Source organism: Gilliamella sp. BG1, assembly GCF_046635625.1.
Taxonomy (GTDB): domain Bacteria; phylum Pseudomonadota; class Gammaproteobacteria; order Enterobacterales; family Orbaceae; genus Gilliamella; species Gilliamella bombi.
This window is the reverse complement of sequence record NZ_JBIDFG010000005.1, coordinates 135,328-149,600: the sequence shown is the minus strand read 5'-3', so window position 1 is coordinate 149,600 and position 14,273 is coordinate 135,328. Positions and strand designations below refer to the sequence as shown.

Genomic DNA, 14,273 nt, shown 5'->3' with positions numbered 1-14,273 from the left:
ACCTGTCAAGTAATATTTTGTTTTATTTAGATTTTTTATAATTATTTACTTATTTAATAAGCTTGTTTTCCTATAACCGTAAAAGTATAGCCGTTTAAAAAATAGTTGGCTAGTTTTTTCGTGTTTTTTTGTAAAAAAATACAAATGAAATAGTCCTGTTTGGCGGCGACCCTAGTTCTGTCATTAGCGTATTTTGACACTGCAAAAAAACAAGCATATTGATCTTATAGTGGTGTGTTTTTTTGCTCTAAAATCTATCAGGTAGACCATTGATTTTATCGGATTTTTTATTTTGTTTTTGGTTAAATCAATTGTCTATTGCGAGCTAAGATATTATGGTATCGTGATTTCGGACGTACTGTTTTTTGTAAATAAATTAATAATAGTGATCACGTCCGAAATCTGACCAACTAAAATAGACCATTACTTTCAACCACGATAGCGCAACCTATTAAAATAGCCAATCACAGTTATTTTGTTTTGTTTTTAGGTAAAGGTAAATATTTGGTGCCGACATGTAACATTTCGTCAGGATTTGTTTTGTTATATAATTTAGCTTGCCGCCTTAATTTATCTTCAATGGATTTTTCAATTTTAACTAGGTGTTTAATACCATAACTAATCGTTTTATAACGTTTGTTCTTACTGGTTAAAGGCACAAACAAATTTAATCGGGCTTTTTTTAGCACGCTATAAATGGTCGGGCGACTGACCATAAAACGTTTAGCCAAATCAGTGATGGTTATTTTTTCTTTATGATATAAACGCCATATCTCTTGTCTGTGATAAGGCGTTAATTTTGTTTTACGTATATTCATTACCATATTTTCTCAGATTTACTGTAAATAATGCGAATAAATCCTACACATGAAGTATAAACAACTTAATGTTTTCCTACAATTAAACTTATCATAGTTCAAAAAATATCCTCTATATTTATCTTAATTCATACAGAGAATATTGCTCGTTATTTTATAAAAACGTAAAAAGTTGCTCTTTAGGTAAGCGTGATTTTGGTCGATGCGCATTGCCGTCATTTTCGGCTCGATAGCCTAATGTAGCAACAACAATACTTTTAAGTCCTTTGCTTTTGAGATCTAAAATCTCGTCCATTTTTTGGGTATCATATCCTTCAATAGCCGTTGAATCAATACCAATTGCTGCTGCTGCAAAAAGCAGTTGCCCCAATGCTAGATAAGCTTGTTTACTTTCCCAACATTGTTGCGATTCAATGGTTGCACTATTGAGCTTTACAAAGTGCCTACGACCTTGATCTTGTGCTTGTTTAAGATCGGCTGAAGGGTATCTACCGTCTTTATCTTCTTGATAGAGTAGATTAACTAAATGGGCGTCGTCTAATGGTGTTTTAATACAAAAGACAATCGTATGCGAAGCGCCAGTCACCCTTGGTTGATTAAATTCAAGTATAGCTGGTAAAATTTTATTCTTTGCCTCGTTGTTCTCGATAACATAAAAATGCCATGGTTGTGAGTTAACTGATGATGGGCTGTTTCTTAAAACAGTTAATAATTGTTCAATCTTATCGGCAGGAATTTTTTTTGTTGGATCATAATGTTTGGTAGTGTAGCGTTTTTGAGAAATATCAACTATGTTCATTATTATGCCCTCGTGAGTTATTCTTTTCACCATTATAATTCGGTTCTATTATGTCTCAACTTATTATTTTAATAGATTTGTCAAATAGTAAAGCAATCTTTAATTAGTATTGAGTACTTTATTTTAATAAAAATAGAACATATTTAGATTGACTACAAATAATCATTGACACCACTGATATCATTTGGTAAAAATAACATCAGTTTTTGTCTGTATTAATTACAATTCAAATAGAGATTTTTTTATGTTTGTTAACTATTTATCACTCGACCTCAGCCTCCTCCTCGCATTAACTTGCGCGGATAGCTTGTGTGTGGAGTAAAAAGAAGTAGTTAAATAAACAACTCAACAAATTAACAAGAACCCGCGCTAAAGTGCGGGTTTTTTGTTTTTTTAACTTGAAATACCGAGATAGCGCTAAAATATATAAAAGGAAAAACAATGAGCGATCAAGTCATTATTTTTGATACAACGTTACGCGATGGTGAACAAGCATTACAAGCAAGTTTGAGCGTTAAAGAAAAGTTACAAATAGCGCTTGCTTTGGAGCGAATGCGGGTCGATGTGATGGAAGTTGGCTTTCCTGTTTCATCTCCCGGTGATTTTGAATCAGTTCAAACGATTGCTAAGACCATTAAAGATAGCTGTGTTTGTGCATTGTCTCGTTGTGTTGATAAAGATATTGATGTTGCTGCCGAGGCATTAAAAGTTGCAGATCAGTTTCGAATTCATACTTTTATGGCAACATCAACCTTACATGTTAAGGATAAATTAAAAATGACATTTGATGATGTCATTGAAAGAGCTGTGCACTGTATTAAACGTGCACGTAATTATACTAATGATGTGGAGTTTTCTTGTGAAGATGCAGGCCGTACCCCAATTGATAACTTATGTCGTATCGTTGAAGCAGCAATTAAAGCAGGGGCAAGAACGATCAATATTCCAGATACTGTCGGTTATACTGTCCCTTATCAATTTGGTGGCATTATTCGTACCCTATTTGAACGTGTCCCGAACATTGATCAAGCGATTATCTCTGTTCATTGTCATGATGACTTGGGCATGTCGGTGGCTAACTCGATTAGCGCGGTTCAAGAAGGTGCTCGGCAAATTGAAGGTGCGATGAATGGTTTAGGCGAACGTGCGGGTAATACCGCACTTGAAGAAGTTATTATGGCGATTAAAGTTCGTCAAAATATCTTAAATGTTCACACAAATATCAATCACCAAGAGATTTATCGTACCAGCCAAATTGTTAGCCAAATTACTAATATGCCAATTCCGGGTAATAAAGCAATTATTGGTAGTAACGCTTTTGCCCACTCCTCAGGAATTCATCAAGATGGGGTTTTAAAAAATCGTGAAACTTACGAAATTATGACCCCTGAATCAATCGGATTAAATCAAATCCAATTAAATTTAACCTCTCGTTCAGGACGAGCCGCCGTTAAACATCGTTTAGAAGAACTTGGTTATCACGATAAAGATTATAACTTAGATCAAGTCTATGAGGCATTTTTAGAATTAGCTGATAAAAAAGGCCAAGTATTCGATTATGATTTAGAGGCATTAATATTTATCAATCAATTAAAAGATGAAAAAGAACATTATGTTTTGGATTATTTTAATGTTCAATCAGGTTCGACGGTTGTTTCAACCGCTTCGGTTAGCTTGTTAATTGGTGATAAAAAGTATTCTGATGCAGCAACAGGTAATGGCCCCGTTGATGCTGTTTATCAAGCTATCAACCGTATTACTGGCGAGCCTATTTCGATTGTAAAATATCAGTTAGCTTCTAAAGGACAAGGTGAAAATGCTTTAGGACAAGTTGATATTGTTGCCGAATATAAAGGTCGTAAATTCCATGGTGTTGGACTTGCAACCGACATTGTTCACTCATCGGCTTTGGCTTTAATTAATGTATTGAATAATGTGTATAGAGCAAATCAAGTTGCACAAGAAAAACAAAAATTACATCATGACTAAAAAATAATTTGTTTTGCCGTTTAACAGCAAAACATGAAAATTAATTTAGATTGTAAAGGAATAAAAAATGTCACAAAACTACCATATTGCAGTACTTCCCGGCGACGGTATTGGCCCAGAAGTAATGAGACAAGCCTATAAAGTATTAGATGTTATCCGCCAAAAGTATCAACTTTCTATTACTACTAGTGAATATGATGTGGGCGGCGCAGCAATTGATATTCATGGTTGCCCATTACCTAATGAAACACTTGAAGGCTGTGAAAAAGCTGACGCTATTTTATTTGGTTCAGTGGGTGGTCCTAAATGGTCTAATTTGCCACCTGAAAAGCAACCTGAACGTGGTGCGTTATTGCCACTACGTAAACACTTCAAATTATTTGCTAATATGCGCCCTGCTCGTTTGTATCAAGGCTTAGAAGATCTTTGTCCATTACGCACCGATATTGCAGAGCGTGGATTTGATATTTTATGTATGCGAGAATTAACTGGCGGTATTTATTTTGGATTACCTAAAGGACGTGAAGGTAGTGGTGCTCAAGAAAAAGCATTTGATACTGAAGTTTATCATCGTTTTGAGATAGAACGTATTGCAAAAATGGGGTTTGAAGCCGCACGTTTACGTCGCAAAAAAGTAACTTCAATTGATAAAGCCAACGTATTACAAACTTCAATTTTGTGGCGTGAGGTGGTTAATGAAGTAGCTAAAAACTACCCTGATATCGAACTTGAGCATATGTATATCGATAATGCCACAATGCAACTTGTTAAAGATCCGTCTCAGTTCGATGTTATTTTATGCTCAAATTTATTTGGAGATATATTATCCGATGAATGTGCCATGATAACTGGTTCAATGGGGATGTTGCCTTCTGCTAGTCTTAATGAACAAGGCTTTGGCTTATATGAACCTGCTGGTGGTAGCGCACCTGACATTGCTGGCAAAAATATTGCTAATCCTGCTGCACAAATTTTGTCATTAGCCTTGTTAGTCCGTTACAGCTTTAAACGTGATGATATTGCCTCAGCTATCGAAACAGCAGTAAATAAAGCATTAGAGCAAGGCTATCGTACTATCGATCTTGCACAAAAAGAACAACCCGTTTCAACTGATGAAATGGGAGACATTATTTGTAAGCTTATTTAATTGAATTAGCTATGTAAAATGTGTAGTAAAAAGATACTCAAGTATGCAGAATAAACTGCTACTTGTATCCTTTTTAATTCAATTAATTATAGTATTAGTAAATAATGTCAAAGTTTAAAACTAATACCAGTTGTAAAAAATAATAAGGAATCTGCAATGTCAAAAACACTGTATCAGAAATTATATGATGCGCATGTCGTTTATGAAGCTCCAAATGAAACGCCTATTTTATATATCGATCGTCATTTAGTTCATGAAGTCACCTCTCCACAGGCCTTTGATGGCTTACGTGCAATGAATCGTAAAGTTCGCCAGCCCAATAAGACTTTTGCAACTATGGATCATAACACTTCAACCAAAAGTAATGATTTAAGTGCCTGTAGCGAAATGGCTCGCATTCAGTTAACCGAACTGGCAAAAAATGCCAAAGAGTTTGGTGTTTCGTTATATGATTTACAAAGCCCATTACGTGGTATTGTCCATGTAGTCGGCCCTGAGCAAGGTATGACTTTACCGGGTATGACTATTGTGTGTGGTGATTCGCACACTGCTACACATGGCGCATTTGGTGCATTAGCTTTTGGTATTGGTACGTCAGAAGTTGAGCATGTGCTAGCAACTCAAACCTTAAAACAAGGTCGTGCTAAAACCATGAAAATTGAAGTTAAAGGGCAAGTTGCTGACGGCATTACCGCTAAAGATATTATTTTAGCTATTATTGGTAAAACCACCAGCGCTGGCGGTACTGGGCATGTGGTTGAGTTTTGTGGTGATGCGATTAAATCATTATCCATGGAAGGACGCATGACATTATGTAATATGGCAATTGAAATGGGAGCAAAAGCTGGCATTATTGCGCCAGACGAAGTTACGTTTGAATACTTAAAAGGACGCCAATTTTCACCTAAAGGTGAGGATTTTGATAAAGCTGTTGCCTATTGGAAGACATTAAAAACCGACGAAGGTGCACATTTTGATACAGTTGTGACGTTAGAAGGTAAAGATATCGCCCCACAGGTCACTTGGGGTACTAATCCTGGTCAAGTTACATCAATTGATGCAACAGTACCTAATCCTAATGATTTTGCTGATCCTATTGAAAAACACTCTGCAGAGCGTGCATTAACTTATATGGGATTAAGCGCTGGTACCAAAATGACTGATATTAAGATCAATAAAGTGTTTATTGGTTCTTGTACAAACTCACGTATAGAAGATTTACGAGCTGCTGCGCAAATTGCTAAAGGCCGTAAAGTGGCTGAAGGTGTACAAGCATTAGTTGTACCCGGTTCAGGACCAGTGAAAGAACAAGCTGAAGCCGAAGGATTAGATAAGATTTTTATTGATGCAGGATTTGAATGGCGCTTACCGGGTTGCTCTATGTGTCTTGCAATGAACGATGATAAATTAGCACCGGGAGATCGCTGTGCATCAACTAGCAACCGTAATTTTGAAGGTCGCCAAGGACGTGATGCTAGAACACATTTAGTTAGTCCTGCTATGGCAGCAGCCGCAGCTATTACTGGTCATTTTACAGATATTCGCAAACCATTTTAAGGAGAGACTTGTCATGGCAAAATTTACAAAACATACTGGGCTAGTCGTTCCTTTGGATGCGGCTAATGTTGATACAGATGCAATCATTCCAAAACAGTTTTTACAGAAAGTAACACGCACTGGATTTGGTAAACATGCCTTTCATGAATGGCGCTTTTTAGATGATGCTGGCGAGCAGCCTAACCCTGAATTTGTCTTGAATAAACCCCGCTATAAAGGTGCCAGTATTTTATTAACACGTGAAAATTTTGGTTGTGGTTCTTCTCGTGAACATGCTCCATGGGCACTTGCTGATTATGGATTTAAAACTATTATTGGTTCAAGTTTTGCCGATATTTTTTATAATAACTCATTTAACAATCAGTTATTATTGGTTAATTTATCCGAAGAAGATATCGATGAACTATTTAAAATTGTCGAAGCTAATGAAGGCGTTGAATTTACCATCGATTTAGTTAATGAAGTGGTCATTGCCGGCGACAAGCAATATTCATTTAAAATCGATGCATTTAAGCGTCATTGTCTATTAAATGGGTTAGATAATATTGGCTTAACCTTACAACATGAAGAAGCAATTAGCGACTTTGAACATAAAATCCCAAGCTTTTTAGCTTAATTTTATTAAAGGGCGCAAATTGCGCCCATGATTAAAATAAGCGATATATATCCAAAAAATTTGAATTCAAATTTAAAGCTGTTTTCGTTGACTTGATGGTGGAATTGATAAGGCTTCACGGTATTTTGCTACGGTGCGACGTGCAATAATAATGCCTTGTTCTTCAAGCATCGAAACTAATTTACTATCACTTAATGGCTTTTTACTATTTTCTGCCGATATATATTTTTTAATTAATGCTTGGATAGCTGTAGATGAAACCTCACCACCTGAATCATTATTAACATGACTTGAGAAAAAGAATTTAAGTTCATAAATTCCGCTTGGACAATGCAGATATTTTTGAGTTGTTACACGAGAAATGGTCGATTCATGCATATCAATTGCCGTTGCAACATCAGACAAAATCATTGGTTTCATGTATTCAGCGCCGTGTTCAAAAAAGGCTTGCTGATGCTCAACAATAAATTGGCTGACTTTTAATAAGGTTTCGTTACGGTTTTCGATGCTTTTAATAAACCAATTAGCTTCTTGCAGATGAGATCTAATATATTGCCCATCACTTTCATTTGCTAATTTTGCCATATCGGCGTATTGCTGGTTAATACGTAAAGATGGAACTGTATCGCTATTTAAATACACAACCCATTTTCCTTGTACCTTTTTTACCATGACATCAGGTATGACATAGTCTGGAGAAGCAGTATTAACCAAATCTCCGGGATAAGGTTGTAAACGTTGTATAAAATCAACAGCCTCTTTTAATTGTTCATCTGTTGTATTTAACACTTTTTTTAAGTTTCTATAATCACGTATGGCTAATAAGTCTAAATAATTATCAATAATTTGTTTAACTAATGGTGGAGTGTCTAAATGTTGAATTTGAATAGACAAACACTCTTGCAACGATCTGGCACCAACACCGATAGGATCAAAATTCCATATTCGTTTCAATACTGCTTCAACTTCGGCCATTTCGATTTCATCATTACCTTGTTCTTCAAGTATTTCTTCTGTTGAAACTGTTAAATAGCCTCTCTCATCTATAGCTTCAATAATAGATACCGCTATCGCCCTATCTGTATCGCTAAACGGTGTTAGTTCAAGTTGCCATTCCAGATAATCATGTAATGTTTCGTGAGTTTCACCTTGATAGATAGGCAATTCATCATTACGGTAATCTGAGTTAGTTCCAGATGGAGTTCCTGCACTATAAATATCATCTAAAGATGCATCCAGTGGAATATCATCGGGAATCTCTTTGCTATCTAAAGCCTCACGCGTATCAATATTTTCTGTTTCATCGTTTTGTTTAACGTTCACTTCGTCATATTGATCATCAACTTCAAGTAATGGATTGTTTTCAAGCGCAGTTTGTATTTCTTGTTGGAGTTCTAAAGTTGACAACTGTAGTAATTTAATCGCCAATTGTAATTGTGGCGTCATGGATAATTGTTGAGAGACTTTCAGTTGTAAACTGGTTTTCATCATAATCTGAACTCGTTTCCTAAGTAAACTCGTTTTACATATTCGTTACTTAAGATGTCATTTGGTGAACCTTCAGCAATTAAATGTCCTTTATTAACAATATAAGCACGTTCGCAAACATCTAACGTTTCACGTACATTATGATCGGTTATTAATACACCTAACCCTCGATCACGTAGATGCTTAATAATATTTTTGATATCTATCACCGAAATTGGATCAACCCCAGCAAAAGGTTCATCAAGTAAAATAAATTTAGGATTAGCTGCTAACGCCCTTGCTATTTCTACTCGACGTCTTTCTCCACCAGATAGAGATTGTCCTATGCTGTCACGAATATGAGAAATATGGAACTCTTCGAGTAATTCTTCGGCACGATCGATTTTCTCATTTTTATCAATATCTTTGCGCGTTTCTAAAATCGCCATAATGTTATCTATAACAGACAATTTTCTAAAAATAGACGCTTCTTGTGGTAAATAGCCAATACCTTTTTGAGCTCGCTCATGTAAAGGTAAAATGCTGATATCATGATCATCAAGGTAAATTTTACCTGCATTTAATGTCACTATACCAACCACCATATAAAAAGTAGTCGTTTTACCCGCACCATTGGGGCCCAATAATCCAACAATTTCGCCTGAGTTGACAGTTAAACTTACATCTTCAACAACTCGTCTTTTTTTGTATACTTTGGCCAGATTTTCCGCTTTTAAAATTGACATTTTATTTGTTCATCCCTTTAACTTGGTTTGGGATAATAGTGCTTTTTACTCGCATATTCTTACCTGGATTGGCTAATATTTGCTGTTTTTTGACATCGTATGTAATCAGATCACTAACAATATGATTATCTTGTTGAAATAATTCAGCATGACCGCGTAAAATAACATTATTTTGTTTTACATCATAAATAACTTGTGAAGAATGACCCGTTACAATCTTATTTTTTTCTGGTAAAATTTGTTTATAATTCACAGGCTTACCATAAGCTGTAATTTTTTGCTTATTTTTATCTTGCGTGTCAGTGATAACCACTTTATCAGCTTTTATAGTTAATCCTTCTTGGATAATAACAACATTGCCAATAAATGTAATTGTATTATTTTCAATATCAATTTTTTGATTATCTGCATCTATCGTAATGGGTTTATTATCAGCGAACATTTTATGTTCTTCTTTAGAGTTTATAGATTGCGAAGTAAGTTCATTAGCGAAACTACTTAAAGAGATTGGTAGCAGTAAAATTAATGAAAAAACAACCTGTTTTAGCGAACTCATGTTTTATTTTGCCTCTGTATTATAATATGTTTTTACATTTTCAAGTATGTTAGCCGTTTTGGCATGTAAATCACCCGCTAAACCAATACCAGTTGAATAAAATCCCACCCCATTAATGATGACAGGATCTTTTGATTTGACTAGTTGTGAAGTTAAATCTATCACGGCATTATCAGTTTTTACTTGTTTCAATTGAGCTTCTTGTGTCAAATTATCTAATTGAACATCATCATAAAGGTAAAGAAGTTTATCTTTTGTCAACGTTGCTTTCTTTGCTTTAATATGCCATGTAGCTGAATGATTCTGTTCATAAAACGTAAAATTGGGCAAATCAAATTCAGTATTATTTGAGTCATCAAAATGTCTTACATTACTGGACTCAATTTTATAAATAAGATCCCCAGATAAGTCATAAATATCTGTTAACATTTTATCACTTTGATAAATCGGCTTATCTGATATATTTAGAGTGGATTGATTTACAACCTCATCTCCTTTTTGATAATTATAATAAACACCGATAACAACAATGAGAAGTAAAAAACAGATTAGATTTTTTTTATTCATAACATACGTTTTTCACATTAATTAGAAATTATTATTTCGAATGCCAAAATTTTAATTATTCTACTTTATTTTTTATTAAATTAATATCGAACATTAAAAGAAGTTAAATCGTTTTGTGGTAATAATTCAAAAATATTAACATGTAAAATGCGTGAAGATGCAGGACCGCCATTTTCAATCCATTTTATTAATTTGCTTATTTGTAAACTATCACCTTGAGCTATAATCTCAACATCGCCATTATCTAAATTTTGAACATAACCAACTAAACCCAGTTTTTGGGCTTGCTGATAAGTAAAAAAACGAAATCCTACACCTTGCACGCGACCGCTAACATTTATCTTAACTTTCTTAATCATCTTGCGACCTCATTTTATTATAATTCAAACATATTAATTTTAATGATGAAATACTAATTTAGGTTGAAAATACAGAACATAATTTTTTATCATGGTTAAATGTTAGATTCATTAATAATCTTACAACTAGTAAGTTTTTTACCTATCGACTAAATTTTATTTTTCAATAAAATAAACAATAATAAATAATTAAAACAATGGAAATAAATATGTTATTAAAATATAAAAAAAGGCTTTTTTTACTTTGGCTATTATCAGTATTAAGCTACTATACACTTAATTCATGTGCTTTTGCTAATGTTGAAATTGATAAACAGAAAATTGGCAAAGTCGTTGATGAATTTAATGGTGTGAAAGTCTATTATAATGGTAGCATCAATAATGTAAGTGGAAGAAATATTGCTAAAGACGGCTATAACTTAGGTCTGAAATATCAATGTGTTGAATTCATCAAACGCTATTATTATCAACGCTTCAATCACAAAATGCCCAATAGCTATGGGCATGCAAAAGATTTCTTTGACCCTTCAATCGTTGATGGAAAAATTAATCGTCAACGTAATTTATTACAGTTTCATAATGGTTCACCAACTAAACCAAAAGTTGAAGATATTATTATCCTTAATTGGTCAAATTATGGGCATGTTGCCATTATAAGTAAAGTAACCGACAACGAAATTGAAATTGTGCAACAAAACCCCGGACCAAATGCAAGCAGTAGAGCAACTTTTCCTTTAATCTTTAAAGATGGAAAATGGATAATAGAAGGTTTTGGCGTTTTAGGTTATTTACGTAAAAATAAATAATTGCCTGCACCAGAGTAAACTACAACAAAAAAACAAATGGCATAATTACAGAAAATATTCAAAATAATAATTCAGATCGTTAATGAAGATTAATCAACAAACCATTCATTCTTCTGTTTTGATACTATTTTTATAGTCTCTAAAATAGCCGATAGGTTTTCATGTTGAGCTATTGCAAAAAAATTTTGACAATCCCAGCTTCGGCTAACGTAATAAGTAACACAAATGCTACCATACAAGTAGAGTTGTATGGCTTTGTGGGATTTATCACAGGAAAAAAAGAATTTTTGTTAAAAAGTTTCAGGTAACACTATGTTTCAGTATAAAAAAAGAAATAAAAAGATAGCAAACTGGCAATCATATCTGTTTTTAACTGTATTAACGGTATAATAACTCTGGATATAACTGGAATTTGGCTGTTATAAATGCCAATGTTTTAAAAACAATACGCTATGTAATTAATGGACTCTATTTTGATATTATTAATAGATAATTATGATTCTTTTACCTTCAATATTCACAATTATTTGTGTCAAGTTGGCGCAGAAGTTAAAGTGATTAAAAATGACGAAATAACAATTGAACAAATAAAAGAGCTTAGCTTTTCTAAGATTATCATTTCGCCTGGACCGGGATCCCCTGCCGATTCTGGAATATCACTTGCAACTATTGCCGAATTTAGTCATATTTGCCCAATATTGGGAGTTTGTTTAGGGCATCAAGCGATTGCTCAATATTATGGTTATAAGATCATCAAAGCACCAACACCTATGCATGGAAAAATCGATGAAATAACACATGATAGTCAAGGAGTGTTTAAAGGAATCAAAAGCCCACTTTCGGTGGTTCGTTATCATTCATTAATTGCTTGTGATAATCCTTTACCTAAAGACTCTCAATTAATCGTAACAGCAAGAAACAATCAAGGATTGATTATGGGATTACGTCACAAAAAGTTACCCATAGAATCTGTTCAATTTCACCCTGAAGCAATTAAAACCGAATTTGGTTTACAAATGATTCATAATTTTGTCCATGAGCAATACTAAAATGAAAATTCATATCGACTTTGAAGGTCAACATAAATATTTTTGCAATCCTATCGCCATTTTAAAGTCTGATGATTATTCAACAATCAAACAACAATTTGATTCAATCGAAAAATTCACACAACAAGGCTATTATGCGGTTGGATATCTCGCTTATGAAAGCGCAATGGGGTTCAATAGTGAAAATAAAACAAAACAAAATCATGATTTGCCGCTATTGATATTTGGTATTTTTGATAAATTTTCTATCATTGAGCAAAAACATGTAGAAATAAGTGATTACACTCCACCAACTTTTGATTTGATAAGCGATACATCAATTGAGGAATATAATCAAAAAATTAACTTTATTCGATCTCAAATTGAATCAGGCAATACTTATCAAACCAACTATACAATTCAATTTACTACTCCATTTAATGAAAGTGCTATTAATTATTACCACTTTCTACAAAAGAACAATCAAGCCGACTATTGCGCTTATATTGAGTTTGACGATTATTGTATTTTATCAATTTCGCCAGAATTATTTTTTAAGTTAGAAAATAAAATTATTACAACAAAACCAATGAAAGGAACAACTGCGCGCGGTTTAAATAATCACCAAGATAAACAACAATTAGAATTATTATTCTCTGAAAAAAACCAAGCCGAAAATATGATGATTGTTGATTTATTACGTAATGATTTAAGTCGGGTTGCAAAGGCAGGATCAGTTACAGTTCCTAAATTATTTTCAGCCGAAAAATATCCAACCGTTTGGCAATTGACTTCTATGATTCAAGGTGAATTGAAAGAACATGTTAATTTATATCATATTTTTCAAGCACTATTTCCTTGTGGATCAATAACTGGAGCGCCTAAAACCAGTACAATGCAAATTATTGCAGATATTGAAAACTCACCACGTGGAGTTTACTGCGGGACAATTGGTTATATTGAACCATATATGAAAAAAGCTATATTCAATATCCCAATTCGGACTTTAACCATACACAATCAACAAATGCATTATGGTGTTGGCGGAGGGATCACTTGGGATTCAACCTCACAAGATGAATATAACGAGATTTTAGCTAAAACAGCAATTTTAACTCGCACCACCTCTTCTCCCAAATATGTCATTGAATCATTATTGCTTGAAAAAGGGCAATTTTTCTTATTGGAAGAACATTTAAGCAGACTTTCTCAATCAGCTGATTATTTTGATTTTAACTATGATATCAATGCAATTAAGTTGCAACTTATTAAGTTAGCAAATGCAGATAATAAAAATATTGGGAATATCTATAAAGTCAGAATTTTACTGCAAAAAAATGGGCTATATACCATTAGCGAGAATAGAATTAACTCGCCAATGGAGATCAATGAAATCGCATTTGCAAAGCAGTGTGTTCATAACCAAAATGTATATTTGTATCATAAAACGTCTAATCGGGAGCATTTTCCTAATTTAATTACAGGAAAAGAATATATTAATTTTAACCAACACAATGAAATAACTGAATTTGTTAATGGTAACCTCGCATTGCGGATTAATGATCAATGGATTACCCCTAAAAAAGAATCGGGGTTACTAGCTGGCACCATGAGGCAATTTTATTTAGATCACAATCAATTGTTAGAAAAAACGATTTTAAAAGATGACCTTTTAAAAGCCGATAAAATTGCATTTATCAATAGTGTTCGTAAATGGGTAGAAATTGATGACAAGGTTTTTAGTCAGTTCAAACGATCATTAAGATCAATTACCGTTTAAATTCAAATATTCCGCCAACATTATGGCGGAATATTATT

At 33.7% G+C, this 14,273-nt stretch carries 14 protein-coding genes; 7 read left to right on the top strand and 7 right to left on the bottom strand.

Features of this window, described 5'->3' with window-relative positions:
* Positions 1–470: 470 nt before the first annotated feature.
* Entirely contained in the window at positions 471–818 is a 348-nt protein-coding gene (locus ACGH80_RS03815; protein ID WP_065589831.1) for an HTH domain-containing protein, read from the bottom strand.
* A gap of 154 nt (positions 819–972) precedes the next feature.
* The gene (gene nfsB, locus ACGH80_RS03810; protein ID WP_411630552.1) at positions 973–1,617 is read right to left on the bottom strand and encodes an oxygen-insensitive NAD(P)H nitroreductase; all 645 of its coding nucleotides are present in this window, start codon (positions 1,615–1,617) and stop codon (positions 973–975) included.
* A 441-nt stretch (positions 1,618–2,058) separates the two neighbouring features.
* Between nfsB and leuA the strand changes: the two genes are divergently transcribed.
* The 4 genes from leuA (at position 2,059) to leuD (ending at position 6,926) form a co-directional block, all read left to right on the top strand.
* The gene (gene leuA / locus ACGH80_RS03805; RefSeq protein ID WP_296302313.1) at positions 2,059–3,606 is read left to right on the top strand and encodes a 2-isopropylmalate synthase; all 1,548 of its coding nucleotides are present in this window, start codon (positions 2,059–2,061) and stop codon (positions 3,604–3,606) included.
* A gap of 67 nt (positions 3,607–3,673) precedes the next feature.
* The gene (gene leuB, locus ACGH80_RS03800) at positions 3,674–4,753 is read left to right on the top strand and encodes a 3-isopropylmalate dehydrogenase (RefSeq protein ID WP_065561213.1); all 1,080 of its coding nucleotides are present in this window, start codon (positions 3,674–3,676) and stop codon (positions 4,751–4,753) included.
* 156 nt (positions 4,754–4,909) lie between these two features.
* Complete coding sequence (leuC, locus tag ACGH80_RS03795) at positions 4,910–6,310, top strand: 3-isopropylmalate dehydratase large subunit (RefSeq protein ID WP_411578358.1); 1,401 nt, start codon at positions 4,910–4,912, stop codon at positions 6,308–6,310.
* A gap of 13 nt (positions 6,311–6,323) precedes the next feature.
* Entirely contained in the window at positions 6,324–6,926 is a 603-nt protein-coding gene (gene leuD / locus ACGH80_RS03790; RefSeq protein ID WP_085164889.1) for a 3-isopropylmalate dehydratase small subunit, read from the top strand.
* Positions 6,927–6,998: 72 nt separating this feature from the next.
* Here leuD and ACGH80_RS03785 read toward each other — a convergent pair whose 3' ends face one another.
* From ACGH80_RS03785 to yccX, 5 genes are all read right to left on the bottom strand, one after another.
* Complete coding sequence (locus ACGH80_RS03785) at positions 6,999–8,414, bottom strand: RNA polymerase factor sigma-54 (RefSeq protein WP_411630555.1); 1,416 nt, start codon at positions 8,412–8,414, stop codon at positions 6,999–7,001.
* Positions 8,414–9,139, bottom strand: a complete 726-nt coding sequence (lptB, locus tag ACGH80_RS03780; protein WP_034913235.1) for an LPS export ABC transporter ATP-binding protein — start codon at positions 9,137–9,139, stop codon at positions 8,414–8,416. The genes ACGH80_RS03785 and lptB overlap by 1 nt, the downstream gene beginning before the upstream one ends.
* Before the next feature lies 1 nt (position 9,140).
* Complete coding sequence (gene lptA, locus ACGH80_RS03775; RefSeq protein WP_065589835.1) at positions 9,141–9,695, bottom strand: lipopolysaccharide transport periplasmic protein LptA; 555 nt, start codon at positions 9,693–9,695, stop codon at positions 9,141–9,143.
* Between the two features lie 3 nt (positions 9,696–9,698).
* Positions 9,699–10,262 carry an LPS export ABC transporter periplasmic protein LptC gene (gene lptC / locus ACGH80_RS03770; protein WP_034913230.1) on the bottom strand — a complete coding sequence of 188 codons (564 nt, stop codon included), beginning with the start codon at positions 10,260–10,262 and terminating at the stop codon, positions 9,699–9,701.
* An 80-nt stretch (positions 10,263–10,342) separates the two neighbouring features.
* Positions 10,343–10,621 carry an acylphosphatase gene (yccX, locus tag ACGH80_RS03765; protein WP_141671669.1) on the bottom strand — a complete coding sequence of 93 codons (279 nt, stop codon included), beginning with the start codon at positions 10,619–10,621 and terminating at the stop codon, positions 10,343–10,345.
* 209 nt (positions 10,622–10,830) lie between these two features.
* Between yccX and ACGH80_RS03760 the strand changes: the two genes are divergently transcribed.
* The 3 genes from ACGH80_RS03760 (at position 10,831) to pabB (ending at position 14,235) form a co-directional block, all read left to right on the top strand.
* On the top strand, positions 10,831–11,427 hold the full coding sequence (locus tag ACGH80_RS03760; protein ID WP_296301027.1) for a CHAP domain-containing protein: 597 nt from the start codon (positions 10,831–10,833) through the stop codon (positions 11,425–11,427).
* A 473-nt stretch (positions 11,428–11,900) separates the two neighbouring features.
* Positions 11,901–12,476 (top strand): anthranilate synthase component II, encoded by a 576-nt coding sequence (locus ACGH80_RS03755; protein ID WP_411630551.1) that lies wholly within the window; start codon positions 11,901–11,903, stop codon positions 12,474–12,476.
* 1 nt (position 12,477) lies between these two features.
* Positions 12,478–14,235, top strand: coding sequence for an aminodeoxychorismate synthase component I (gene pabB, locus ACGH80_RS03750; protein ID WP_411578354.1), 1,758 nt, complete (start codon positions 12,478–12,480; stop codon positions 14,233–14,235).
* Positions 14,236–14,273: the final 38 nt, after the last annotated feature.